We start from the raw sequence: 23,321 nt of genomic DNA, 5'->3' as shown, positions 1-23,321 counted from the left end.
TCAGGTCTGGCGCAGCACCAGCACGGAGCGCGCCTGCAGCTCCATCGTCCCGCCCGCGACCACCGGGGTGCCGACGGCGACGTCCGCGTTGGTCGACAGCACGACCTCGCCGTGGTGGACCCACTGGTTGGCCGGCAGCACCAGCTGGACGTCGTCGACGCCGGAGTTCAGCCAGATCATGAACGAGCGGTCGTTCACCTGCTCGCCGCGCGGGCCCGGGGAGCGCAGGGGAGCGCCGTTGAGGAACATCCCGATCGTGCGGATGCTGTCGTCGTTCCAGTCGTCGACGGTCATCTCGTGGCCGGCCGGGTGCACCCAGACGAGGTCCTTGATGCCGCCCTTGATGGTCGGCCGTCCCTCGAACCAGTGGCGCTGCCGCAGTGCCGGGTGCTCGCGGCGCAGCCGCAGCGCGGTCTTGGTGATCTCGTAGACGTCGAGCCAGGCGTCGTCGGGGCGCCAGTCGATCCACGAGGTCTCGTTGTCCTGGCCGTAGGCGTTGTTGTTGCCGCCCTGGGTGCGCCCGCGCTCGTCGCCCGCGGTGAGCATCGGGACGCCGCTGGAGAAGCAGAGCGTCGCCATCAGGTTGGCCGCCTGACGACGCCGCAGCGCGACGATCCCGGGGTCGTCGGTCTCGCCCTCGACGCCGCAGTTCCACGACCGGTTGTTGTAGGTGCCGTCGCGGTTGTCCTCGCCGTTGGCCTCGTTGTGCTTCTCGTTGTAGGACACGAGGTCGCGCAGGGTGAAGCCGTCGTGGGCGGTGACGAAGTTGACCGAGGCGTAGGGGGAGCGCCCGTCGTCGGCGTAGAGGTCGCTCGACCCGGCCAGCCGCGTCGCGACGGTGCGCACGCCGCTGGAGTGGCCGCGCCAGAAGTCGCGCACGGTGTCGCGGAACTGGTCGTTCCACTCGACCCACGGCGGCGGGAACTGGCCCACGCGGTAGCCGTCCATCGAGGCGTCCCACGGCTCGGCGACCAGCTTCACGTGGCGCAGGACCGGGTCCTGACCGATCGCGGTCAGCAGGTGCGAGCCCATGTCGACGACCTGGTTCGTGCGCGTGATCGCGCTCATGAGGTCGAAGCGGAACCCGTCGACGTGCATCTCCGTCACCCAGTAGCGCAGCGAGTCGAGGATCATCCGGAGGCTCTGCGTGTGGGTGGAGTCCACGGTGTTGCCGCAGCCGGTGACGTCCCAGTAGCGGACCGGCTCGGGGTCCTGGCCCGGCTTCGCCGGCGGAGGTACGACGCGCTGGTAGTAGCCGCGGTCGTCGAGACCGCGGAAGCTCAGCGTCGGCCCGAGCGGCCCCGCCTCCGCGGTGTGGTTGTAGACGACGTCGAGGATCACCTCGAGGCCGGCGAGGTGGAAGTCCTTGACCATCTGCTTGAACTCGGAGACCTGCTGGCCGCGGTCGCCGGCGGAGGAGTACGCGTTGTGCGGGGCGAAGAAGCACATCGAGTTGTAGCCCCAGTAGTTGACCAGCCCCCGCTCGGCGAGGGCCGGCTCGGAGAAGAACTGGTGCACCGGGAGGAGCTCGACCGCGGTCACGCCGAGGTCCTTCAGGTAGTCGGTGACGGCCGGCGTCGCCAGCCCGGCGTACGTGCCGCGCAGGTGCTCGGGCACCCGGTCGTGCAGCGCGGTCATCCCCTTGACGTGCATCTCGTAGATCACCGTGTCGCGCCAGCGCCGCCGGGGGTGGGTGTCGCCGCCCCACTGGAAGTCGTCGTGAACGACGACGCTGCGCGGCACGTACGGCGCCGAGTCGAGGTCGCTGATCGTCTCGGGGTCGCTCGGGCGGTAGCCGAAGATGGCGTCGTCCACGATGAGCTCGCCCGAGACCGCCTTGCCGTAGGGGTCGAGCAGCAGCTTGGCCGGGTTGAACCGCAGGCCGGCCTCGGGGTCCCACGGCCCGTCGGCGCGGTAGCCGTAGCGCGTGCCGCGCGCCACGCCCGGAAGCGCCCCGTGCCACACGCCCAGCGCCTGCTCGGTGAGCTGGTGGCGCGTCTCGACGCCGTCCTCGTCGAAGAGGCACACCCACAGCGCGTCGGCCTCGGGGGCGTAGACCGCGAAGTTCGTCGACTCGCTGGACCAGGTGGCGCCCAGGGGGTAGTTGCGTCCCGGCCAGACCTGCATGGTCTCGCCGTCGTGCATCCAGACTGTGCTCGTCTCCGGGGGCGTCACGCGGGCCATTGTGGTGGCACAGTCCCGGCACGGCACAATGCGGCACGCACCGCGCCAGTCCCCGACGCCGTCCCACGACGCCGTCCCACCGTGACAAGGAGCCACCATGGAGTTCGTCTCGATCGACGTGACCGACGGGGTCGCCGTCCTGCGGCTGGACCGCCCGAAGATGAACGCGATCAGCCTCCAGGTGCAGGCCGACCTGCGCGAGGCCGCGGCCGAGCTGTCCGAGCGCGACGACGTACGCGCCGTGGTGGTGTGGGGCGGTGAGCGGGTCTTCGCCGCCGGCAACGACGTCAAGGAGATGGCCGACCTCTCCTACGTCGAGATGCTGAAGGTCGCCTCGTCCGCCACGTCCGCGACCACCGCCATCGCACGGATCCCGAAGCCGGTCGTCGCCGCGGTCAACGGCTACGCCCTGGGCGGCGGGTGCGAGCTCGCGCTGGCAGCGGACTTCCGCTTCGCCGCCGAGGACGCCGTCCTCGGCCAGCCCGAGGTGCTGCTCGGGATCATCCCCGGCGCCGGCGGCACCCAGCGCCTCACCCGGCTGGTCGGCACGGCGAAGGCCAAGGACCTCATCTTCACCGGTCGGTTCGTGAAGGCCGACGAGGCGCTGCGGATCGGTCTGGTCGACCGGCTCGTCCCCGCCGACAAGGTGCTGGAGGAGTCGGTCGCCTACGCCTCGCAGTTCAGCGGCGCCGCCGCCCTCGCCATCCGCGCCGCCAAGGAGTGCATCGACCGCGGGAGCGAGACCGACCTCGACACCGGGCTGGAGATCGAGCGGCAGCAGTTCGCCGCGATCTTCGCGACCGAGGACCGTACCCGCGGGATGACCTCGTTCGTTGAGAACGGACCGGGCAAGGCGACCTTCGTCGGCCGCTGAGCCCCTCGACCGACCCCGACCGAGAAGGAAGACGACCACGTGGCAACGAAGTTCCGGGCGACGCTCGCCCAGCTGGTGTGGCTGGCGTGCGCGCTCGCGGCCCTGGTGCTCGCAGCGGGAGCGCTGCTGATCGCCCTGGACGCCAACAGGTCCAACGAGCTCGTCGACGCCGTCCTGCGCGCCGCGTCCTGGGTTGACCTCGACGTGTTCTCGCGCCAGGACGGGATCAAGCAGTTCCGCGGGGAGGGCGCCGAGGTCAAGAACGCGCTCTTCAACTGGGGGCTCGCGGCGATCGCCTGGCTCGTGGTCGGGCGCGTCCTCTACCGCGTCATCAAGCCCTGACGCGGCCCGGGTCGGCGCCTCGTCCGGTCGCGACCGTGACAGTGCCACTGTGAGCGACCGCACCCGGATCGCCATTCCGGTCCCCGCTGACCGACCAGTAACCTCATAGCCACATCCGAGTGCACAGGAGGGGCCGCGAGGCCACACCACCATGAACATTGTTGTCTGTGTGAAGTACGTGCCGGACGCGACGGCCGACCGCAAGTTCGAGGACGACAACACCGTCGACCGCGTTGGCGTCGACGGCCTGCTGTCCGAGCTCGACGAGTACGCCGTGGAGCAGGCGCTGCAGTTCCGCGAGAAGCGCGAGGGTGAGGAGATCACCGTCACCGCGCTGACCGTGGGCCCGGAGAAGGCGGTCGACGCGGTGCGCAAGGCGCTGCAGATGGGCGCGGACTCCGGTGTCCACGTCGTCGACGACGCGATCGCGGGCTCCGACTACCTCGGCACCTCCCTGGTGCTCGCCAAGGCCATCGAGAAGGTCAAGGCCGACGCCGGCGCCGACCTCGTGGTCTGCGGCATGGCGTCCACCGACGCCTCCGGCTCGGTAGTCCCGGCCATGCTGGCCGAGCGCCTCGGCATGCCGCAGGTGACCCTGGCCTCGGTCGTGGAGTCGCAGGGCGACCAGGTCCGGATCAAGCGCGACAACGAGGGCTCGACCGAGGTCATCGGCGCCACCCTGCCGATCGTGCTGAGCGTGACCGACCAGTCCGGCGAGGCCCGCTACCCGTCGTTCAAGGGCATCATGGCGGCCAAGAAGAAGCCGCTCGAGACCTGGTCGCTGACCGACCTCGGCCTCGACGCCGACCAGGTCGGCCTGTCGGTTGCCTACACGCAGGTCGAGGACACCACCGCCCGCCCGCCGCGCACGGCCGGCGAGATCGTCACCGACGAGGACGGCTCGGGCGCCGGTGCGCTGGTCGAGTTCCTCGCGTCCAAGAAGTTCATCTGACCAGGATTTGGGGAGCTGCCAGAGATGTCTGAGGTTCTTGTTGTAGTCGACCACGCCGACGGCGAGGTCAAGAAGCCCACCTTCGAGCTGCTCACGATCGCCCGCCGCCTCGGCGAGCCGTCCGCCGTGTTCTTCGGCTCGCCCGACCAGGGCGACGCGGTGGCCGAGAAGGTCAAGAAGTACGGCGCCGCGAAGGTCTACGTCGTCGACGACGCCCAGATCAAGGGCTACCTCGTCGCGCCGAAGGCCGAGGCGCTGCAGCAGCTGGCCGAGAAGACCAGCCCGGCCGCGGTCCTGCTGCCGTCGACGTTCGAGAACAAGGAGGTCGCCGGTCGCCTGGCGATCAAGCTGGGCTCGGGCCTCATCACCGACGCCGTCGACGTCGCCGAGGGTGGCGTCACCACCCAGAGCGTGTTCGCCGGCAACTACACCGTGCAGGCCAAGGTCACCACCGGCACGCCGATCATCACGGTCAAGCCGAACTCGGCAGCCCCCGAGGAGGCCGACGGCGCCGGTGCCGTCGAGGCGTTCGCCGCGACCATCAGCGACGTCGCGAAGACGGCCCAGGTCGTCGCCACCCAGCCGCGCCAGTCCACCGGTCGTCCCGAGCTCACCGAGGCCGCGATCGTGGTCTCCGGCGGCCGTGGCACCGGCGGCAACTTCGAGCCGGTCGAGGGCTTCGCCGACAGCCTCGGCGCCGCCGTCGGCGCCTCGCGTGCCGCCGTCGACTCCGGCTGGATGCCGCACGCCTTCCAGGTCGGCCAGACCGGCAAGACGGTCTCGCCGCAGCTCTACGTCGCCAACGGCATCTCCGGTGCGATCCAGCACCGCGCCGGCATGCAGACGTCGAAGACCATCGTCGCGGTCAACAAGGACCCCGAGGCCCCGATCTTCGAGCTCGTCGACTTCGGCGTCGTGGGCGACCTCCACACGGTCCTTCCCGCCGCGACGGAGAAGATCACCGAGCGCAAGGGCTGACCAGCACCACGTACGACGAACGCCCCCGGCCGCACCGGCCGGGGGCGTTCGTGCGTCCGCGCCGGGTCACCAGCGGCCGATACGCACCGTCCACCCGTCGCCGCGCCGCACGACCTCGAGGGTCTGGCCCTGGTCGGTGCGTGTGCTCTGCATGTCGAAGCGTGTGGGCCGGTCCCAGGACTGCTCCAGCGATGCGCACCTGCCGGGGGTCGGGGCGCTCGTCCGCCCCAGCCGGTCGGTCCCGCCCGCGGTGAGGTGGCGCAGGACCGTCGGCCACCTCCGCGAGTGCTCTCCCGCGACGAGCAGGACGGCCTCGTCCGGGCCGGACGGCACCGCGACGTCGCACCGCCCGGTGGTGCCGGTCGGCAGGGTGACGACGCCGAGGTCGGGGGAGATGACGTGGGTGCTGGTGGGGCCCGGCACGGCGACGTACCGGCCGTCCGGCGACTGACCGAGCACGCGCGGACCCATGGGGAGCGCCTGCCACGCCAGGCCGTCGCGCGTGGTGAGCGCGACGTTGTCGCCCCCGCACCTCACGACCGCGACGAGGACCCCGAGCGGCCGGATCGGGTCGTTGGCACCCCAGCGGCACCGGGTGCGTGACCGGTGCACCGTCGTGGCCGGACCCCAGGCCTGGGCGGCCGGGTCGTAGACCTGCGCGCGCACCTGACGGCCGCGGCGGGAGCCGAGGGCGACGAGCGGGGTCCCCGGCGAGGTGAAGTACTGGGTGTACAGGCGCCCCTCGTGGGCGACGAGGCCGGGGGCGGTGGACGGAGCGAGCCGGGTGACCGCCCACGGCGACGCGGCGTCCGCGCGGGAGATCGTCGTGACGTGCGCCGGGCTGCTGAAGTCGCCGAACACGGTCGTGTCCGAGTCGACGTTGGCGAAGTTGCTGTCCGAGCACGCCGTGTCGAACGCGATGACCTGCCTCGACGGTGCGGCGTCGCCGGTGCGGGTCAGCGCGACGAGTCGGCACCCGCGACGGGAGGAACCGTAGAGGTACGACACCTGGCCGGTGTCGGCGATCGTGGTGGTCGCGGTGTACTCCTGGCCCGGCGTCCGCAGGGCGTGGCGCGCGAAGCCCTCCGGCCCGAAGGTGACGTAGCCGCGGAACTCCGGCCACACGGCCCGGCTGCCGTCGGGGGAGATGCCGGGCTCCTCGTAGGCCTCGCCCTCCAGCCGGTACGACGTCCACGTGACGGTGTCGGCGGACCAGAGCGCCCGGGAGGCGGTCGGCGCCTGGTCCTCGGCGTAGCCGTAGCGGTCGCACTCGGCGATCACGGCCACGGCGCCGTTCGCGGTCCGCGCGTCGACGTCGCCGCAGGAGAGGTCCTTCTTCCTGAGCACCACCGTCCTCGCTCCCCACGTGCCCGAGGCGACGTCGTACCGCTTCGCCCACACGGTCCGGTAGGTGCTCGCCGCCCAGACGCGGAAGAGGTCGCCGTCGGCGAGGGTCAGCTCGACGCCGCCTGCGACCTCCCGCGGCAGCTCGGCCGTCGGCGGCGCTGCTGCGCCCGTCCCGGCACCCGCCGTCGAACCGGTCAGGACCGCCGCTGCGGTCGCCAGCGCGGCCACCACCCCCGTGATGCGAGACATGGCGTCACCCTAGGCTCGCCCGCCCTACGCTGGACAGCATGAGCAGCGAGGACGCCGTGCGCGAGGTCGCCGGCCGGGCCCGGACCGCCAGCCACGAGCTGGCCACGGCAACGCGGGCCGCGAAGGACACCGCGCTGCGCGCGATGGCCGACGCCCTCGTCGCCTCGGCGACCGACATCCTGGCGGCCAACGCCGAGGACGTCGCGCGGGCCGAGGCTGCCGGCACCCCGGCCAACATCGTGGACCGGCTCCGGCTCGACGAGTCCCGCCTCGAGGCGATGGCGCACGGGCTGCGCGACGTCGCCGGTCTGCCCGACCCCGTCGGGGAGGTGCTACGCGGCAGCACGCTGGCCAACGGGCTCGAGCTGCGGCAGGTGCGGGTGCCGTTCGGTGTGGTCGGGATGATCTACGAGGCGCGCCCCAACGTCACCGCCGACGCCGCGGGTATCTGCCTGAAGTCAGGCAACGCCGTCCTCCTGCGGGGCTCCTCCAGCGCCCGGTCGAGCAACGCCGCGATCGTCGCGGCGATGCGCGGCGCGGTGGCGGACAGCGGCCTGCCGGAGGACGTCGTACAGCTCGTGCCGGGGGAGACGCATGACAGCGTCAAGGCGCTGATGCGCGCCCGCGGGCTCGTCGACGTGCTCATCCCGCGCGGGGGAGCCGGGCTGATCCGCAGCGTGGTCGAGGAGTCGACGGTGCCGGTCATCGAGACGGGCGTCGGCAACTGCCACGTCTACGTCGACGCCTCGGCCGACCTCGAGCAGGCGCTCGCGGTGGTGCTCAACTCCAAGACCCACCGCACCAGCGTCTGCAACGCGGCCGAGTCGCTGCTGGTGCACGAGGACGTCGCGGACGAGTTCCTGCCGATCGTGGTGGAGGCGCTGCAGGCGGCCGGGGTGCTCATCCACGGCGACGACTCCTTCGCGGAGTACGACGACGTGGTGCCGGTGACCGACGACGACCACGCCGCCGAGTTCCTCGGCCTGGAGATCTCCGCGGCCGTCGTCCCCGACGTCGAGGGCGCGATCGCCCACATCCGCCGCTGGTCGTCCGGACACACCGAGGCGATCCTCGCCCGCGACCAGGCCACCATCCGGCGCTTCGTCGCTGCGGTGGACTCGGCGGCGGTGATGGTCAACGCCTCCACCCGCTTCACCGACGGCGGGGAGTTCGGGTTCGGCGCCGAGATCGGCATCTCCACCCAGAAGCTGCACGCCCGCGGCCCGATGGGGCTCCCGGAGATGACCTCGAGCAAGTACGTCGTCGTCGGCGAGGGCCACGTCCGGTGACCGCCCGGCGGTGCCGGTAGGGTGAGCGCCATGCTGAGCACCGTCATCACGCTGGCCGCCGAGGCCGAGAGCGAGCCTGCCGTCCACCCCTACGTCGTGGGTGCCATCGCCCTGGGGCTCCTGCTCGTCCTGCTGGTGGCCGTGGTCTCCTTCGGTGGCGGTCGCGAGCACAGCTGATCCGGTGACCGGTCCCGTGGGGCAGCGTCGCGTCGGGGTGATGGGCGGCACCTTCGACCCCATCCACCACGGCCACCTCGTGGCCGCGTCCGAGGTGCAGGCCTGGTTCGACCTCGACGAGGTCATCTTCGTGCCCACCGGCGACCCGTGGCAGAAGAGCGACCGGCAGGTCACACCTGCCGAGCACCGCTACCTGATGACCGTCGTCGCCACCGCGGCCAACCCCCGCTTCAACGTCTCCCGGGTCGACATCGACCGTGCGGGCAAGACCTACACGATCGACACGCTCCGCGACCTCAAGGCCGAGATGCCCGACGCCGAGCTGTTCTTCATCACCGGCGCCGACGCGCTCGCCGACATCTTCACCTGGCGTGACGCCGACGAGCTGTTCGAGCTCGCCAACTTCGTCGGCTGCACGCGGCCGGGCTACGAGATGGACCCGGCGGCCCTCGCCAAGATCCCGTCCGACCGGGTGACCATGGTCGAGATCCCGGCCCTCGCGATCTCCTCCACCGACTGCCGCGACCGCAAGCGTCGCGGCGAGCCCGTCTGGTACCTCGTGCCCGACGGCGTCGTGCAGTACATCGCCAAGCACGACCTCTACGCCGCCACCGGCGCCCCCGCCGGCCGACCGACCCGCACCAGCACCTCCAGCAGCTCCGCCACCAGCTCCAGCACCAGCAAGGACGCCGTATGACTGCCACCGACCACGCCCTCGAGCTCGTCGCCGTCGCCGCCCAGGCGGCGCACGACAAGAAGGCCGACCAGGTCCTGGCCTTCGACGTCAGCGACCAGCTCGCCATCACCGACGCCTTCGTGCTGGCCAGCGCCAACAACGAGCGCGCCGTCGGCGCCATCGTCGACGAGGTGGAGGACAAGCTCCGCGAGGCGGGTGCCAAGCCGATCCGGCGCGAGGGACACAAGGAGGGGCGCTGGGTGCTCCTCGACTACGGGGAGATCGTGGTCCACGTGCAGCACGAGGAGGAGCGGTCCTTCTACGCCCTCGAGCGCCTCTGGAGCGACTGCCCGCTCATCCCGCTGACCCTCGCGTGAGGCGCCTGGTCCTGCTCCGCCACGGCCGCACGGAGTGGAACGACACCGGACGCGCGCAGGGCCACGCCGACGTACCCCTCGACGCGACCGGTGAGGCACAGGCCAAGGCGGTCGCGCCGGTCCTCGCCGCGCTGTCGCCGGTCGCGCTGTGGTCCTCCGACCTCGCCCGCGCCGCCGGCACCGCCGCGGTGGTCGCGGCCGAGGCGGGGCTGGAGCCGGTCCTCGACGCCCGCCTGCGCGAGTTCGACATCGGACCGCACCGGGTCGGCCTGACCGACGAGCAGTACGCCGCGGCCCATCCCGAGGAGCACGCCGCGCTCGTCGCCGGCGACGTCGCGGCCATCCCCGGGCGCGAGACGCCCGATGACGTGCTGGCGCGCGTCCTGCCCGCGCTGACGTCGTACGCCGGCACGCTGGCCGCCGGCGAGACCGGCGTCGTCGTCTCGCACGGCGCCGCGCTGCGCACGTCGGTGCCCGCCTTCCTCGGCTGGCCGGGAGAGGTCGCAGAGTCCCTCGGCGTGCTGGCCAACTGCGGCTGGGTGGTGCTCGAGCACTCGGCGTCGACCTGGACCGGAGGGGTCGTGCGCTGGCGGCTCACGGCGTGGAACCGGGTCGCGGGGTGAGTGACCGTGCCCGCGAGGTCGACGTCGCGCTCAGCCGCCAGCTCGCAAGGGTGATGGACGACGCCGTCACCGTGCCCGGCACCCGCGTCGGGGTCGGCCTCGACGCAGTGATCGGCCTCGTGCCGGGCATCGGCGACGCCGTCGGGAGCGCCCTGTCCGGCGTCATCGTCCGCGACGCCATCCGCGCCCGCGTACCGATGCCGGTGCTGGCGCGGATGGGGCTCAACCTCATCGTCGACGCGCTCCTGGGGTTGATCCCGGGTGTCGGCGACCTCCTCGACGTCGCCCATCGCGCCAACCGCAAGAACCTCCGTCTGCTCCTGCGGGAGATCGAGCGCCAGCCGCTCCGGGAGCCGCCGAGCACGGCGTACGTCGTCGGCGCCGTCGCGCTGATGCTCGTCCCGGTGCTCGCCGGAGTGGCCGCGGCGGTGCTCGGGATCTGGCTGCTCTGGCGCTGGCTGACCTGATCCCGACCGGACGGGGGACCCCGATTTCACCTGCCGGTCAGGTGTCGGCTAGTGTTCTCGACCGTTGGGGCTGTGGCGCAGCTGGTAGCGCATCTGCATGGCATGCAGAGGGTCAGGGGTTCGAGTCCCCTCAGCTCCACCAACAAGAAGGCCGGACCCGTCAGGGTCCGGCCTTCTGCCGTTCGCGGGATCGGGGAGCGGTGGCCTTGCCTGGGCGAGCCGAGGCTCCCCGATCCAGCACGAGTGGAAATTCGCCCGTCTTCTGGTCCGGTGGGCGGGGATGTTCCGGCGGATCCGCGCCAGCGCGCGAAACTCACTCGGCGAACAGCTGTCTGCACCGGCGACCCGTACGAATCGGCGTTCGCGCGAACCCGATGGCACCATGTGCTCATGACCGCGACCGACGCCTCCACCAGCACCGCCACGGCCGCCCACATCGAGGCCACTGAGCGCTATGCCGCACACAACTACCACCCGCTGCCCGTGGTGCTCGCCGAGGGCGACGGCGCGTGGGTCGTCGACGTCGACGGCAAGCGCTACCTCGACTGCCTGGCGGGCTACTCGGCGCTGAACTTCGGCCACTCCAACGAGCGTCTCGTCGCGGTCGCGCGCGAGCAGCTCGGGCACCTGACGCTGACCAGCCGCGCGTTCTTCAACGACAAGCTCAGCGGTTTCGCCGAGGCCCTGTGCCGCCTGACCGGCAAGGACATGATCCTGCCGATGAACTCCGGCGCCGAGGCCGTCGAGACCGCCATCAAGGTCAGCCGCAAGTGGGGCTACGAGGTGAAGGGCGTGCCCGCCGGGCAGGCCAGCATCATCACGATGGAGGGCAACTTCCACGGCCGCACCACCACGATCGTGAGCTTCTCCGACGACGAGGTCGCGACCGCGGGCTACGCGCCGTTCACCACCGGCTTCCGTGGGGTGAAGTACGGCGACATCGAGGCGATCGCCTCCGCCATCGACGAGACCACCGTGGCCGTCCTCTTCGAGCCGATCCAGGGCGAGGGCGGCGTGGTCATGCCGCCCGAGGGCTTCCTCCGCGACCTCCGCGCGCTCTGCACCGAGCGCAACGTGCTGATGGTGGCCGACGAGATCCAGTCCGGCCTCGCGCGGTCGGGCCGCACCTTCGCCTGCGACCACGAGGACGTCGTCCCCGACATCTACATCATGGGCAAGGCGCTCGGCGGCGGCATCTACCCCGTCTCCGCGATCGCCGCGAACCACGACGTCATGGACGTCATCACGCCCGGCTCGCACGGCTCGACCTTCGGCGGCAACCCGCTCGCCGCCGCGATCGGCACCGAGGTCGTCGCGATGCTCGAGGAGGGCACCTTCCAGGCCCGCTCGGCCGAGATCGGCGCCCAGCTCGAGGCCGGCTTCGGCCCGCTCGTCGGCAAGGGTCTCTCCGACGTCCGCGTCCGCGGCGCCTGGGCCGGCATCGACATCGACCCGACGCTCATGTCGGGTCGTCAGATGTCGGAGGCGCTGATGGCCCGCGGCATCCTGGCGAAGGACACCCACGGCTCGACCGTCCGCTTCGCCCCGCCGCTGGTCGCCAGCGACGAGGACATCGCCGGCCTGGTCGCCGCGGTCACCGAGATCCTCACCGCCGGCTGAGCCGGTCGACCACCGCACCGAGACCGGCCGCGCGGGCGGCCGCGAGCGGGGTCATCGCCTCCAGCGGCGACCGGAGCGTGGGGGAGGCCCCGCGGTCGAGGAGCAGCAGGGCGACCTCCGCCCGGCCCTCCTCGATGCTCGCGACCAGCGCGGTGGACTGCACCTCTGGGTGGATGAAGTCGACGTCGACCCCTGCGTCGAGGTGGTGCTCGACGAGGTCGACGTCGCCGGCGCAGGCAGCGGCGAAGAACGCCTTGTAGTCCCCGTGGGACATCAGGCTCCCCTCAAGCGATGGTGAGTCCGCCGTCGACCGGGATCGTCTGCCCGGTCACGTAGCCCGCGGCATCGGAGGCCAGCCAGACGGCGGTCGCCGCCAGCTCGCGCGGGTCGCCCTTGCGGCCGGCCGGGACGCGGGTCATCACCTGGTCGAGGTAGCCGTCGGGGTACGTGGCGGTCATCTCCGAGGAGAAGAAGCCGGGCGCCAGCGCGTTGACCCGGATGCCCTTGCGGCCCATCCACTGCTGGGCGAGGTCGCGGGTCAGGCCGCCCAGGCCGGCCTTCGAGGCGGAGTACGCCGCCTGCGGCAGGCCGCCGGTGGTGGTCCCGAGGATCGAGGAGATGTTGACGATGCTCGAGCCGGGCTGCATCACCCGACCGCACGCCTGGGCCATCCAGTAGCAGCCGTTGAGGTTCACGTCGATGACGGAGCGGAACTCGTCGGGCGTCTCGCGGGTGGCGGGAACGGCGGTGCCGACACCGGCGTTGTTGACGAGCACGTCGACGCGGCCGAACTTCGCCATCGCCTCGTCGACGAGCCGCTGGCACTGCTCGGGGTCGGCCACGTCGGTCGCCACGGTGTGCACGCGACGCCCGGTGGAGCGGACCGAGTCGGCGACCCGCTCGAGCTTGTCCACGCGACGCGCACCCAGCACCACGTCCGCGCCGGCCTCGGCGAAGCAGTGGGCGAAGGCGACGCCCAGCCCGCTCGACGCACCGGTGACGATGACGACCTTGCCGTCGAGGCGGAAGAGATCCATGACGCTCATGCCCGCTGACCCTAGGACGTGCCGCTCGTCACCGTGGCCACGGGGGTCGCCGGTGCCCGCGGCAGGTCGCGCACCGACCGTGAGCACAGCACCAGGGCCACCACGGCGACGTACGCCACCGCAGAGACCACCAGCACCTCCTCGGCGCCGAACGCCACGGCCAGCGGGCCGAAGGCGAGCTGGCCGACGGGCAGTGCGACGAACGAGCCGAGCGCGTCGTAGGAGTAGGCGCGCGACAGCATGCCGTCCTCGATGTTCTCCTGCATCGCGAGGTTCCAGCCCATGCCGAAGACCTCCGTGCCGACGCCGGCCAGGAAGGCCGCGACGACGAGCGCGACCAGGTGGGGCGAGACCCCGAGCAGCAGCACGGGCAGCGCGAAGAGGGACATGCCGAGCATGCCGAGCAGCAGCGGTCGCTCCAGGCGTACCCGCAGCAGGACCACCGTCATGACCAGCAGCCCTGCGGCCTCCGCGGAGAGCACGAAGCCCCATCCCTGGCGGCCGATCGTGTCGTCGGCGATCGCCGGACCGAGCGTGAACCAGGCTCCCGCGTGGATGAAGTTGAGGGCGCAGAACCCCACGACCACGCGCCACAGCCACGGCGTTGCCCAGAAGAAGGTCCAGCCCTCGCGCAGCTCGCGGACGGTGTCCGCCGCCTCGGCGTCGGCCTCCCTCGGGGGGAGCGTCACGGGCAGCAGGAGGACGGCGGAGAGCAGCCAGGCGGCGGCGTCGACCGCGAGGGCCCAGCCGGATCCGACGGTCACCACGAGCAGGGCGCCGACGGTGGGGCCGAGCACCATCATCCCGTTGCGGGTGAGGGAGACCAGGGCGTTGGCGGGCTGCAGCTCCGAACGTGGGACCAGCTGCGGGAGCACGCTGGCCATGGCGGGGAAGGCGACCCCGGAGACGGCCCCCTGCACGACGGAGAGCACGACCAGCATCCAGATCTCGGCGTGCCCGGACAGCACGAGCACGGCGATCGCACCCTGGCTCACGGCCGAGCCGACGTTGGACACCTGCAGCACCAGGGTGCGGGGCAGCCGGTCGGCGATCACGCCGCCGTAGAGCAGGAGCGCGACCATCGGGATGGTGCGGGCGGCGAGGACCTGGCCGAGCGCGACGGGGGAATCGGTGATGTCGAGCACCGCGAAGGCGAGCGCGACGCTGGCTATCATGTTGCCCAGCGTGTTGACGAAGCGCGAGGCGAAGTACCACGCGAAGCTGCGGTTGCGCAGCGGTGCGACCGCGTCCGCCCAGGTCATCGGCCCGCCGCCCGACCCGGCATCCAGCGGGCGTCGTCGCCCTCGAGCCCGCCGGTCATCGTGAAGGCGTTGGTGGTGGCGCTGACGTGCACGGTGTCCGCGGTGCCGGCCGGTCGGGCCTCCGCGTGGAGGAGGTGGGAGGCCTCGTGCAGCAGGTCGAGCGCCCGGCGCCACGCCTCGACGGGCACCCACGCCTCGAGGTCGCTCGACGAGCCGGACCCGCGGCCGGCCTCGAGCAGCCGTCGCTCCACCTCGAGCGCGGTGGCCCGGGCGTAGGCGATCCGGTCGTCGACGGGGCTCGAGCGGTCGGCGACCTCGCGCGTGGCGTCGTACCGGTAGCGCTTGGCCATGCCGCCGCGGATCTTCTCCTCGCTCTCGACCACGAGCTCGCCGGCGTCGTGGAGCACGCGCAGGTGGTACGACGCGTTGGCGTGCGTGATGTCGAGGGTGCGGGCCACGTCGGCGGCGCTCATCGCCTCGGCGGTCAGCAGGGAGAGGATGCGCAGCCGCACCGGGTGCGCCGTCGCCCGCAGCCGCGCCACCGCATCGTGGTCCGTCTCGTCCATGCCAACCCTCCAAGAGTTCTTGGGGAGGAGCGTGCCCGACTGCTCGTCACACTGTCAAACACTTCTTGGAGGGTGCGTCGCCGCGAGATGACCCATGAGCACCCGAGGCGGACCCTGAGGCGACCCTGACTCGCCCCCGGAAGGGGATGATCGCGGCCCGGCTGCGTGCTTGGCTTGTCATCGACAAGACGCGGGCACCCGGCCCGCCGAGGAGTGAGTGAGATGTCCGACCAGTACCCCAGCCCGCAGGACCAGTCCGGTCAGGGCGGCTACCAGCAGAGCAGCCACGGCTACCAGCCGGCGCCCGGCTACAGCTCGACGCCGGCCACGATGTCGGCGCAGGAGGAGCGCACCTGGGGCGCGATCAGCCACGCCGGAGCCGTGGTCGCGATGATCTGCTCGGTCGGCTTCCTCGGGTTCCTGGCCTCGCTCGCGGTCTACCTCGTCCACAAGGACCGCGGACCCTTCGTCCGGGCGCACGCCGCGAACTCGCTCAACGTCCAGATCTCGATGTTCATCTGGCTGGTCGTCGCCACGGTCCTCTACGTGGTCCTCGGCATCGTCACCCTCGGCATCGGCTTCGTGGTCTTCCTGCCGGTCTTCGCCGTCCCGTTCGTGGTCGCCGGGGTGCTGCACGTCATCGGTGCCGTGAAGGCATGGAACGGCGAGTGGTGGAACCCGCCGCTCACCCCGCAGTTCGTCAGGTGAGCTCGCGCAGGAGCTCGTCCTGCCACGCGAACGCTGCCCGGGTCCGGACCGACAGGTCAGGCCCGGGCAGCAGCGTCTCCACCCGCTCCGCCATCCCCGCGGGCAGGTCGGTGCGGAGGTAGCGCAGCCCGAAGTCGTGGCGTGCCGGGCAGTGGACGATCCGCAGCAGTCGCACGAGCGGCTCGACGGCGAGGCGCAGGTGCAGGGTCGTCGCCTCCGCCAGGTCGCCGCGAGCGATCGCCCGCTCGACCAGCCAGGCCGCCGTCTGTCGCCGCGCGGCGGTCTGCTCCACGGCCTGCCGGCGCTGCGCCGCCATCCCGGCCTCGTCGTCGTCCTCGAGCACGAGCAGGCGGTTCGGGTCGTGGAGCACCAGCGGTACGCCGTGCCGGCGGGTGTCCATGGTGAGGCGGTCCGGGGTGGTCTGCACGACCACGTCGAGCAACCGCGTGGGGTGGCCGAGGTCCGCGGCGTCGGGCTGCAGGTGGACGAAGCACTGCCGCCCGGTCGGCCAGGTCGTCTCGGGCAGCTCCCACACGTGGTCGACCGGGAGCTCCTGCCGGGCCAGCGCCAGCACGGCGTCGTACGTCGTCGCGGCGTCGCCGCTGCACCACGCCTCGACGTCGAGGTCGGAGTGCTCGTCCCAGCCGCCGGTCACCGCCGAGCCGTTGACCACGACCACCTGCAGCGCCGGCACGCGGTCGGGGAGCGCGGTGAGGAAGCGGAGGCAGTCGTCGTACCTGCTCAGGTCAGCGGTCATGGGAGCGAGTATGATCTTTCCGTGCACCAGCAGCTCCTTCTTCGACAGCCGCGCTGATCGGGATCTCCCACCCACGGAGACCGACACGCGGCCACCCCTCCATGTGAGGGGTTTTTTCATGCCCGACCCAGCACCACCCGCACCTGCAGAGGACACGCCATGAGCAGCCCAGACACCGGAGCCCACGAGGCCGAGCGCGCGACGTACGACATCGCCGCCACCGAGACGAAGTGGCAGCGTGTCTGGGAGGAGCTCCAGCCCTTCAGGGCCGACGACGACAGCCCGCGGGAGAAGCGCTACGCGCTGACGATGTTCCCCTACCCGAGCGGCGACCTGCACATGGGTCACGCCGAGGTGTTCGCGCTGCACGACGTGATCGCGCGCTACTGGTGGCAGCGCGGCTACGAGGTGCTGAACCCGATGGGCTTCGACTCCTTCGGCCTGCCCGCGGAGAACGCCGCGATCCGCCACGACGAGCACCCCGACACCTACACCCGCGCCAACATCGCCAAGTCGATCGAGTCGTGCCAGAAGTACGCCGCGTCCTTCGACTGGACGCGCACGTTCAACACCAGCGACCCGGAGTACTACCGCTGGACGCAGTGGCTGTTCCTGGAGTTCTTCAAGCGGGGCCTGGCCTACCGCAAGAACAGCCCGGTCAACTGGTGCCCCAACGACCAGACCGTGCTGGCCAACGAGCAGGTCGTCGGCGGTGTCTGCGAGCGCTGCGGGGCTGAGGTGACGAAGAAGAACCTGACGCAGTGGTACTTCAAGATCACCGACTACGCGCAGGAGCTGCTGGACGGCCTGGACGAGCTGGAGGACACCTGGCCCGACCGCGTGGTCACGGCGCAGCGGAACTGGATCGGCCGGTCGGAAGGCGCCCACGTCACGTTCGCGCTGCACACCGCGGGCGGTGAGCGCGACATCGAGGTCTACACCACCCGCCCCGACACGCTGTACGGCGCGACGTTCATGGTGGTGGCGGCGGACGCTGAGCTGGCCGCGGAGATCGTGCACCCGGACCGCGCACAGGCGCTGGAGGACTACCTGGTCGAGGTCCGCAAGGCCTCCGACATCGATCGGCTGGCGACCGACCGGCCCAAGACCGGCGTCGACCTGGGCATCACCGCGACCAACCCCGTCTCCGGCGAGGAGGTCCCGGTCTGGGCGAGCGACTACGTGCTGGCCGACTACGGCACCGGCGCGATCATGGCCGTGCCGGCCCACGACCAGCGCGACCTGGACTTCGCGCGGGCGATGGGGCTGCCGGTGCGGCGCGTCATCGACGTGCCCGGCGAGGACAACCCCGAGGAGACCGGCGTCGCGACGTCCGGCGACGGTGCGTACGTCAACTCGGGCAGCCTGGACGGGCTGAGCGACAAGGCGTCCGGCATCCGCGCGATCGTGGAGCAGCTGGAGGCCGACGGGCGCGGCTCCGGCGCGGTCAACTTCCGCCTGCGCGACTGGCTGCTGAGCCGCCAGCGCTACTGGGGCGCGCCGATCCCGATCATCCACTGCCCGGTGGACGGGGAGGTCCCGGTGCCCGACGAGCAGCTGCCGGTGACGCTGCCGATGCTGAAGGGCGCCGACCTGAAGCCCAAGGGCACCTCGCCGCTGGGCGGGGCGACCGACTGGGTCAACGTGTCCTGCCCGACGTGCGGCGGCCCCGCCACCCGCGACACCGACACCATGGACACCTTCGTGGACTCGTCCTGGTACATGTTCCGCTACTGCTCGCCCCACGAGACCGACCGGCCGTTCGACAGCGCCAAGGTCAACGCCTGGATGCCCTGCAACCTGTACGTCGGCGGCGTCGAGCACGCGGTGCTGCACCTGCTGTACGGCCGGTTCTTCACCAAGGTGCTGAACGACATGGGACTGGTCGACTTCCGCGAGCCATGGTCGGCGCAGCTGAACCAGGGCTTCGTGATCAACCAGGGCAAGAAGATGAGCAAGTCGCTGGGCAACGGCGTCAACCTGGGGGAGCAACTTGCGGCCTTCGGCGTGGACGCGGTGCGGCTGACCCTGGTCTTCGCAGGTCCGCCGGAGGACGACATCGACTGGGCCAACATGTCGCCCGACGGGTCGCTGCGCTTCCTGCAGCGGGCCTGGCGGCTGTCCGGAGACGTCACCTCGGCCCCCGGCGTGGACGTGACGACCGGCGACGTCGCGCTGCGGCGTACGACGGCGCGGACCGTGCACGACGCGGCCGAGCTGGTCGAGAGCTACCGCTTCAACGTGATGGTCGCCCGGGTGATGGAGCTGGTCAACGCCACCCGCAAGGCGATCGACTCCGGCTGCGGACCCGACGACCCGGCCGTGCGCGAGGCGACCGAGGCGGTGGCGATCCTGCTGTCGCTGGTCGCTCCCTACACGGCCGAGGAGATGTGGGAGCGGCTGGGCCACGAGCCCACCGTCGTCCGGGTGGGCTGGCCGGACGTCGACGAGGCCCTGCTGGTCGAGGACACCGTCACCGCGGTCGTGCAGGTCAAGGGCAAGGTCAAGGCGCGCCTGGAGGTGTCCCCGGACGTCTCCGAGGCCGACCTGGAGGCCGCCGCCCTGGCCGACGCCGGCGTCCAGCGGGCTATCGACGGCGCGACCGTGCGCAAGGTGATCGTGCGCGCGCCCAAGCTGGTCAACATCGTGGTGTGACCACCCGCTGCCGTTAGGGTCACGCCATGCCTCGCGTCGTGGTGGTCACGGACTCCACCGCGAGCCTGCCCACGGAAGTGGCGCAGGCTCGCGGGATCCGCGTCGTGCCGCTGCAGGTGGTGATCGGGGCTCGCGTGCTCGAGGAGGGACCCGACGGCGCCACGCCCGACGTGGTCGCCGAGGCGCTGCGTGAGTTCGTGCCGGTGAGCACCTCGCGGCCGGCGCCGGCCCTGTTCGCCGACCTCTACCGCTCGCTCGAGGAGGACGGGGCCGAGGAGATCGTCTCGGTGCACCTGTCCGGCGAGATGAGCGGCACCTTCGAGTCGGCCCAGCTGGCAGCGCTCGAGGTCGAGCTGCCGGTGCACGTCGTGGACTCCGGCCAGGTCGGCATCGCGACCGGCTACGCCGCCCTGACCGCCGCCGACGTGCTGGACGCCGGCGGCACGGGGGAGGAGGCAGCCCGGGCGGCGCTCGCCCGCGGCGAGGCGGCCACCTCGTTGTTCTACGTCGACACCCTGGAGTACCTCCGCCGCGGCGGGCGGATGGGTGCCGCCGCGGCGATCGTCGGCAGCGCGCTGTCGGTCAAGCCACTCCTCGAGATCGCCGACGGCCGCGTGGCGCCGCGCGAGCGCGTGCGCACAGCCTCGCGGGCGCTCGCCCGGCTCGCCGAGCTGGCGGTCGAGGCGGCCGGCGACCAGCCGGTCGACGTGTGCGTGTCCCACCTGGCCAACGCCGGGCGCGCCGAGGAGCTCGCAGCGCTGCTGGGCGAGCGGCTCGCCGACGGGCTGGAGGGGCGCGAGGTGATGTGCGGCGAGCTGGGTGCCGTGCTCGGCGCCCACGTCGGGCCCGGCATGGTCGCGGTCTGCGTCTCCCCGCGCCCCTGACCTCGACATCTGAGGACGCCATGAACGGAATCGGGTCCTGATCACCGTCGCCATGTCCTCAGGTACCTGACGGTTCTCCACAGATGGGCGTTCCGATCTATCGGGGCGGTCTCGGCGTTCCTAGCGTGGACGGCATGCGCCGATCCCAGTCGTCCTCCGAGCACGCCGAGGCGGTGTCGCGGCGGCTGGCGACGCTGAGCGCCGAGCTCGCCGCGGTGCGCGGCGCGCCGGACGACGGAGCCGACCAGGCCCAGGGCCACACCCGGGTCCGCGAGCGTCCTGGCTCGGTCGCTGTGCCGGCACCGGCACCCGTCGTGCCGCCGCTCCCGGGCCGCCATGCGTCGCGCCGGCTGCGGGTGGGCGGGCTGCAGCTCGGTCCGGTGCACCTGGCGGTCGTCGCCGTCGTCGCGGCCCTCGCCGTGGGGCTGGCGGCGTGGTGGTCGGTGCGCGACCAGGCGCGTCCGGCCCCTGTCGCGCCGACCGCGTCCGACGCCGCCGGGTCGGCCTCGCCGCTGGCCCCCGTGGTGTCGTCCGCCGCCCCCGGAGCGGGCGGTGGGGACGGTTCGCCCGGTGCGACCGACCCGGGGGAGGAGCTGGTGGTCGACGTCGCGGGCAAGGTGCGACACCCGGGGATCGCGGTGCTGCCCGTCGGATCACGCGTGGTCGACGCCCTGGAGGCCGCAGGCGGAGCCCGACGAGGCGTGGACCTCACCGCCCTCAACCTCGCCCGACCCGTGGTGGACGGCGAGCAGATCCTCGTGGGGGTCGCTCCCGCCGCGGGCGTCGCCGGCACGCTCGACTCGCCGGTCCCGGGCCGTGAGGCGCTGGTCAACCTCAACACCGCCGACCAGGCGGCCCTCGACACGCTGCCCGGTGTCGGCCCGGTGACGGCCGACGCGATCCTCGCCTGGCGCGAGAGCAACGGCGGCTTCACGTCCGTCGACGAGCTGTTGGAGGTCGACGGCATCGGCGAGGCCACGCTCGCCGACCTCGCCCCGCTCGTCACGCTCTGACCGGATCGTGCCCGATCTGCGCGCGGTCACCCTCGGCGTCGGCGCATGGGCCGGCGCGCTCCTGGTGCTCCTCGCGCCGGGCCGTCCTGCCCTCGCGGCCGTGGTGCTCGTGGTCGTCCTGGTCGTGACCGGTGTGGTCTGCCGCTGGTGGTCCCCCGGCTGGCTGGCCCCGCTGGCAGCGCTGGTGGCGGTCGCCGGGGTCGCCGCCCTGCAGCACGTCCTCGTCACGACGTCACCCCTGGCCGCACTGGCTGATGAAGGCGCCGTCGTCGGGGTGGAGCTCGAGCTGACCTCCGACGTCCGGGTGGTGAGCGGCCAGTACGGCGACCTCCAGGTGGTCCGGGCGGCGGCGACCCGCGTCGAGGGCCGGGGGAGTGCGTGGACGCTCGACGCGCCGGTCGTGGTGATGGCCGATGCCGACTGGCCCCGGCTGCCGCTGGGCACCCGCCTGGAGACCACGGCGCGGCTCGTGCCCGGGGACGGCGACGTCGCAGCGCTCGTCCGCCCGTCCGGCGAGCCGACGGTGGTGGCCGAGCCCGACGTGTGGTGGGACGCCGCGGCGGGCGTACGACGGTCGGTGCGTGCAGCAGTGGCCGGTCGTGACGTCGACGCGCGCGAGCTCGTGCCCGCGCTCGTGGTCGGCGACGACGGTGGGCTCGACCCCGACCTCGCCGACGACTTCCGCACGACCGGGCTGACGCACCTGCTGGCGGTGAGCGGGACCAACCTGACGCTGGTCGTCGGGTTCCTGCTCGTGCTCGGCAGGTGGGTCGGTGTGCGCGGCCCCTGGCTCTACGCACTGGGTGTGCTCGGCATCGTCGGCTTCGTGCTGACCGCGCGCGCCGAGCCGAGCGTCGTACGAGCCGCTGCCATGGGTGCGGTGGCGCTGGTCGGCATGGGGCGCAACGGACGCTCCCGCGGGGTGCGTGGCCTGGGCGCGGCGGTGCTCGGCCTGCTGCTGGTCTGGCCACGCCTCGCCGTGACGGCGGGGTTCGCCCTCTCCGCCCTCGCCACGGCGGGGATCCTCCTGCTCGCGCCGGTGTGGCGTGACGCCCTCATGCAGTGGACGCCGCGGTGGGTCGCGGAGGCGGTGTCGGTGCCGCTGGCCGCGCAGGTGGCGTGCACGCCGGTGGTGGCGGCGATCTCGGGGCAGGTCAGCCTCGTCGCAGTGGGCGCCAACCTGCTCGCCGCACCGGCCGTGGCGCCGGCGACCGTGCTCGGCCTCTGCGGCGGGTTGGTGGGACTGCTGTGGAGCCCGCTCGGTGTCGTGGTGGCCGCACCTGCGGCGTGGTCGGCGAGCTGGATCATCACGGTCGCCCGCTGGGGAGCGGGCGTCCCGACGGCAGCGGTCGACTGGGGCACCGGTCCGGTGCCGCTGGTGCTGCTCACCGTGCTGTGCCTGCTCTCCGTGCCCCTCGCGCCGCGGCTGCTCGGGCGACCGGCGGCGACCCTGGCCTGCACCGGCCTGCTCCTGGTGGTGATGCTGGTCCGGCCGCCGTCCCCCGGCTGGCCGCCGCGCGGGTGGGTGCTGGCGATGTGCGACGTCGGCCAGGGCGATGCGCTGGTCCTGCGCGCCGGTCCGGAATCGGCGGTGGTCGTCGACGCCGGGCCCGAGCCCGGGCCGACCGACGCCTGCCTCGACCGACTCGAGGTCACCGCCGTACCGCTCCTGGTGCTCACGCACTTCCACGCCGACCACGTCGGAGGGGTGGCGGGTGTGCTGGACGGCCGCGAGGTGGGGGAGGTCGAGGGCACCGTGCTGCTCGACCCGCCCGAGGGCGCCGGCGAGGTCGGGAGGGCGGTGGGCCGCGACCCCACCCCGGCGGCGTACGGGCTGACCCGGCGGGTCGGCGAGGTGACGCTCCAGACCGTGTGGCCGAGACCCGGCGCCGGGCCGGGTGACTCCGCGGAGAGCGCAGCCAACAACGCCAGCGTCGTCCTGGTCGCCGAGGTCGAGGGGGTGCGGGTCCTGCTGACCGGCGACGTCGAGCCGTCGGCGCAGGATGCGCTGGCGCGGGACCTGACGGGGCTGCACGTCGACGTGCTCAAGGTGCCGCACCACGGCAGCCGGCACCAGGACCTCGACTGGCTCACCTCGCTCGGGGCGCGGCTGGCGCTGGTGTCGGTGGGGGAGGACAACGACTACGGTCATCCCGCCCCCGACCTGGTGGCCGCCCTGTCCGCCGCCGGTGCGGCCGTGTGGCGCACGGACGTCTCGGGCGACGTGGTCGTGGTGGTCCGGGACGGCGAGCTCGGTGTCGTCGCCCGCGGATAG

General features: G+C 72.4%; 23 protein-coding genes and 1 tRNA gene. 17 read left to right on the top strand and 7 right to left on the bottom strand.

Translation table 11 applies throughout. The annotated features are described in order from the left end of the window. The gene (gene glgX, locus AC3A3L_RS00515; protein WP_487638076.1) at positions 1–2,175 is read right to left on the bottom strand and encodes a glycogen debranching protein GlgX; all 2,175 of its coding nucleotides are present in this window, start codon (positions 2,173–2,175) and stop codon (positions 1–3) included. A 106-nt stretch (positions 2,176–2,281) separates the two neighbouring features. Between glgX and AC3A3L_RS00510 the strand changes: the two genes are divergently transcribed. The 4 genes from AC3A3L_RS00510 (at position 2,282) to AC3A3L_RS00495 (ending at position 5,330) form a co-directional block, all read left to right on the top strand. Continuing rightward, a complete protein-coding gene (locus tag AC3A3L_RS00510; protein ID WP_487638075.1) occupies positions 2,282–3,058 on the top strand; it encodes an enoyl-CoA hydratase/isomerase family protein in 777 nt (258 codons plus the stop codon). A 39-nt stretch (positions 3,059–3,097) separates the two neighbouring features. Next, positions 3,098–3,400 carry a hypothetical protein gene (locus AC3A3L_RS00505; RefSeq protein WP_487638074.1) on the top strand — a complete coding sequence of 101 codons (303 nt, stop codon included), beginning with the start codon at positions 3,098–3,100 and terminating at the stop codon, positions 3,398–3,400. Between the two features lie 169 nt (positions 3,401–3,569). Beyond that, positions 3,570–4,352 carry an electron transfer flavoprotein subunit beta/FixA family protein gene (locus AC3A3L_RS00500; protein WP_487638073.1) on the top strand — a complete coding sequence of 261 codons (783 nt, stop codon included), beginning with the start codon at positions 3,570–3,572 and terminating at the stop codon, positions 4,350–4,352. Between the two features lie 24 nt (positions 4,353–4,376). After that, positions 4,377–5,330, top strand: coding sequence for an electron transfer flavoprotein subunit alpha/FixB family protein (locus AC3A3L_RS00495; protein WP_487638072.1), 954 nt, complete (start codon positions 4,377–4,379; stop codon positions 5,328–5,330). A gap of 66 nt (positions 5,331–5,396) precedes the next feature. Here the strand turns inward: AC3A3L_RS00495 and AC3A3L_RS00490 are convergent, their stop codons facing one another. After that, positions 5,397–6,926: a hypothetical protein gene (locus tag AC3A3L_RS00490; RefSeq protein ID WP_487638071.1), complete on the bottom strand. Its 1,530-nt coding sequence runs from the start codon at positions 6,924–6,926 to the stop codon at positions 5,397–5,399. A 38-nt stretch (positions 6,927–6,964) separates the two neighbouring features. On the opposite strand from AC3A3L_RS00490, the gene AC3A3L_RS00485 reads away from it, so the two are divergent. The 8 genes from AC3A3L_RS00485 to rocD all read left to right on the top strand — a co-directional run bounded on the left by AC3A3L_RS00485 (position 6,965) and on the right by rocD (position 12,155). Continuing rightward, positions 6,965–8,215 carry a glutamate-5-semialdehyde dehydrogenase gene (locus AC3A3L_RS00485; RefSeq protein WP_487638070.1) on the top strand — a complete coding sequence of 417 codons (1,251 nt, stop codon included), beginning with the start codon at positions 6,965–6,967 and terminating at the stop codon, positions 8,213–8,215. Positions 8,216–8,245: 30 nt separating this feature from the next. Continuing rightward, entirely contained in the window at positions 8,246–8,392 is a 147-nt protein-coding gene (locus tag AC3A3L_RS00480; protein WP_487638069.1) for a hypothetical protein, read from the top strand. A gap of 4 nt (positions 8,393–8,396) precedes the next feature. Next, positions 8,397–9,089 (top strand): nicotinate-nucleotide adenylyltransferase, encoded by a 693-nt coding sequence (gene nadD / locus AC3A3L_RS00475; protein ID WP_487638068.1) that lies wholly within the window; start codon positions 8,397–8,399, stop codon positions 9,087–9,089. Then, positions 9,086–9,445, top strand: coding sequence for a ribosome silencing factor (rsfS, locus tag AC3A3L_RS00470; RefSeq protein ID WP_268110572.1), 360 nt, complete (start codon positions 9,086–9,088; stop codon positions 9,443–9,445). The genes nadD and rsfS overlap by 4 nt, the downstream gene beginning before the upstream one ends. Next, entirely contained in the window at positions 9,442–10,068 is a 627-nt protein-coding gene (locus AC3A3L_RS00465; protein ID WP_487638067.1) for a histidine phosphatase family protein, read from the top strand. Before rsfS ends, AC3A3L_RS00465 begins: the two co-directional genes overlap by 4 nt. Continuing rightward, positions 10,065–10,535: a DUF4112 domain-containing protein gene (locus AC3A3L_RS00460; protein ID WP_487638066.1), complete on the top strand. Its 471-nt coding sequence runs from the start codon at positions 10,065–10,067 to the stop codon at positions 10,533–10,535. The genes AC3A3L_RS00465 and AC3A3L_RS00460 overlap by 4 nt, the downstream gene beginning before the upstream one ends. A 66-nt stretch (positions 10,536–10,601) precedes the next feature. After that, positions 10,602–10,677: transfer RNA gene (locus tag AC3A3L_RS00455), tRNA-Ala, on the top strand. A 248-nt stretch (positions 10,678–10,925) separates the two neighbouring features. Further along, complete coding sequence (gene rocD / locus AC3A3L_RS00450; protein WP_487638065.1) at positions 10,926–12,155, top strand: ornithine--oxo-acid transaminase; 1,230 nt, start codon at positions 10,926–10,928, stop codon at positions 12,153–12,155. On the opposite strand, the gene AC3A3L_RS00445 is transcribed toward rocD, so the two are convergent. Genes AC3A3L_RS00445 through AC3A3L_RS00430 form a run of 4 tightly spaced genes read right to left on the bottom strand, consistent with a single transcriptional unit; the run spans position 12,142 to position 15,029 of the window. Next, on the bottom strand, positions 12,142–12,429 hold the full coding sequence (locus AC3A3L_RS00445) for a hypothetical protein (RefSeq protein WP_487638064.1): 288 nt from the start codon (positions 12,427–12,429) through the stop codon (positions 12,142–12,144). The two genes, rocD and AC3A3L_RS00445, sit on opposite strands and share 14 nt — an antisense overlap. A 10-nt stretch (positions 12,430–12,439) precedes the next feature. Next, positions 12,440–13,201, bottom strand: coding sequence for an SDR family NAD(P)-dependent oxidoreductase (locus AC3A3L_RS00440; protein ID WP_487638063.1), 762 nt, complete (start codon positions 13,199–13,201; stop codon positions 12,440–12,442). An 11-nt stretch (positions 13,202–13,212) separates the two neighbouring features. Beyond that, positions 13,213–14,463, bottom strand: coding sequence for an MFS transporter (locus tag AC3A3L_RS00435; protein ID WP_487638062.1), 1,251 nt, complete (start codon positions 14,461–14,463; stop codon positions 13,213–13,215). Then, entirely contained in the window at positions 14,460–15,029 is a 570-nt protein-coding gene (locus AC3A3L_RS00430) for an ArsR/SmtB family transcription factor (RefSeq protein WP_487638061.1), read from the bottom strand. The genes AC3A3L_RS00435 and AC3A3L_RS00430 overlap by 4 nt, the downstream gene beginning before the upstream one ends. A gap of 222 nt (positions 15,030–15,251) precedes the next feature. Between AC3A3L_RS00430 and AC3A3L_RS00425 the strand changes: the two genes are divergently transcribed. After that, complete coding sequence (locus tag AC3A3L_RS00425) at positions 15,252–15,737, top strand: DUF4870 domain-containing protein (RefSeq protein ID WP_487638060.1); 486 nt, start codon at positions 15,252–15,254, stop codon at positions 15,735–15,737. Here AC3A3L_RS00425 and AC3A3L_RS00420 read toward each other — a convergent pair. Then, a complete protein-coding gene (locus AC3A3L_RS00420; protein WP_487638059.1) occupies positions 15,730–16,494 on the bottom strand; it encodes a hypothetical protein in 765 nt (254 codons plus the stop codon). The two genes, AC3A3L_RS00425 and AC3A3L_RS00420, sit on opposite strands and share 8 nt — an antisense overlap. Before the next feature lie 159 nt (positions 16,495–16,653). On the opposite strand from AC3A3L_RS00420, the gene leuS reads away from it, so the two are divergent. The 4 genes from leuS (at position 16,654) to AC3A3L_RS00400 (ending at position 23,321) form a co-directional block, all read left to right on the top strand. Further along, positions 16,654–19,149, top strand: coding sequence for a leucine--tRNA ligase (leuS, locus tag AC3A3L_RS00415; protein WP_487638058.1), 2,496 nt, complete (start codon positions 16,654–16,656; stop codon positions 19,147–19,149). Between the two features lie 26 nt (positions 19,150–19,175). Next, on the top strand, positions 19,176–20,033 hold the full coding sequence (locus tag AC3A3L_RS00410) for a DegV family protein (protein ID WP_487638057.1): 858 nt from the start codon (positions 19,176–19,178) through the stop codon (positions 20,031–20,033). A 134-nt stretch (positions 20,034–20,167) separates the two neighbouring features. After that, complete coding sequence (locus tag AC3A3L_RS00405) at positions 20,168–21,046, top strand: ComEA family DNA-binding protein (protein WP_487638056.1); 879 nt, start codon at positions 20,168–20,170, stop codon at positions 21,044–21,046. 7 nt (positions 21,047–21,053) lie between these two features. Then, positions 21,054–23,321 carry a ComEC/Rec2 family competence protein gene (locus AC3A3L_RS00400; RefSeq protein ID WP_487638055.1) on the top strand — a complete coding sequence of 756 codons (2,268 nt, stop codon included), beginning with the start codon at positions 21,054–21,056 and terminating at the stop codon, positions 23,319–23,321.

The organism is Nocardioides sp. Soil_C_8, assembly GCF_057656315.1.
This window is presented reverse-complemented; position numbering and strand designations above follow the sequence as displayed.

Excerpts from the sequence above, each read along its gene's own strand:
- AC3A3L_RS00490 (WP_487638071.1), bottom strand. The coding sequence starts at position 6,926 with ATGTCTCGCATCACGGGGGTGGTGGCCGCGCTGGCGACCGCAGCGGCG.
- rsfS (WP_268110572.1), top strand. The coding sequence starts at position 9,086 with ATGACTGCCACCGACCACGCCCTCGAGCTCGTCGCCGTCGCCGCCCAG.
- AC3A3L_RS00405 (WP_487638056.1), top strand. The coding sequence starts at position 20,168 with ATGCGCCGATCCCAGTCGTCCTCCGAGCACGCCGAGGCGGTGTCGCGG.
- leuS (WP_487638058.1), top strand. The coding sequence starts at position 16,654 with ATGAGCAGCCCAGACACCGGAGCCCACGAGGCCGAGCGCGCGACGTAC.
- AC3A3L_RS00420 (WP_487638059.1), bottom strand. The coding sequence starts at position 16,494 with ATGACCGCTGACCTGAGCAGGTACGACGACTGCCTCCGCTTCCTCACC.
- AC3A3L_RS00485 (WP_487638070.1), top strand. The coding sequence starts at position 6,965 with ATGAGCAGCGAGGACGCCGTGCGCGAGGTCGCCGGCCGGGCCCGGACC.
- AC3A3L_RS00425 (WP_487638060.1), top strand. The coding sequence starts at position 15,252 with ATGTCCGACCAGTACCCCAGCCCGCAGGACCAGTCCGGTCAGGGCGGC.
- AC3A3L_RS00495 (WP_487638072.1), top strand. The coding sequence starts at position 4,377 with ATGTCTGAGGTTCTTGTTGTAGTCGACCACGCCGACGGCGAGGTCAAG.
- AC3A3L_RS00410 (WP_487638057.1), top strand. The coding sequence starts at position 19,176 with ATGCCTCGCGTCGTGGTGGTCACGGACTCCACCGCGAGCCTGCCCACG.
- AC3A3L_RS00445 (WP_487638064.1), bottom strand. The coding sequence starts at position 12,429 with ATGTCCCACGGGGACTACAAGGCGTTCTTCGCCGCTGCCTGCGCCGGC.
- AC3A3L_RS00510 (WP_487638075.1), top strand. The coding sequence starts at position 2,282 with ATGGAGTTCGTCTCGATCGACGTGACCGACGGGGTCGCCGTCCTGCGG.
- AC3A3L_RS00430 (WP_487638061.1), bottom strand. The coding sequence starts at position 15,029 with ATGGACGAGACGGACCACGATGCGGTGGCGCGGCTGCGGGCGACGGCG.
- AC3A3L_RS00435 (WP_487638062.1), bottom strand. The coding sequence starts at position 14,463 with ATGACCTGGGCGGACGCGGTCGCACCGCTGCGCAACCGCAGCTTCGCG.
- rocD (WP_487638065.1), top strand. The coding sequence starts at position 10,926 with ATGACCGCGACCGACGCCTCCACCAGCACCGCCACGGCCGCCCACATC.
- AC3A3L_RS00440 (WP_487638063.1), bottom strand. The coding sequence starts at position 13,201 with ATGAGCGTCATGGATCTCTTCCGCCTCGACGGCAAGGTCGTCATCGTC.
- AC3A3L_RS00480 (WP_487638069.1), top strand. The coding sequence starts at position 8,246 with ATGCTGAGCACCGTCATCACGCTGGCCGCCGAGGCCGAGAGCGAGCCT.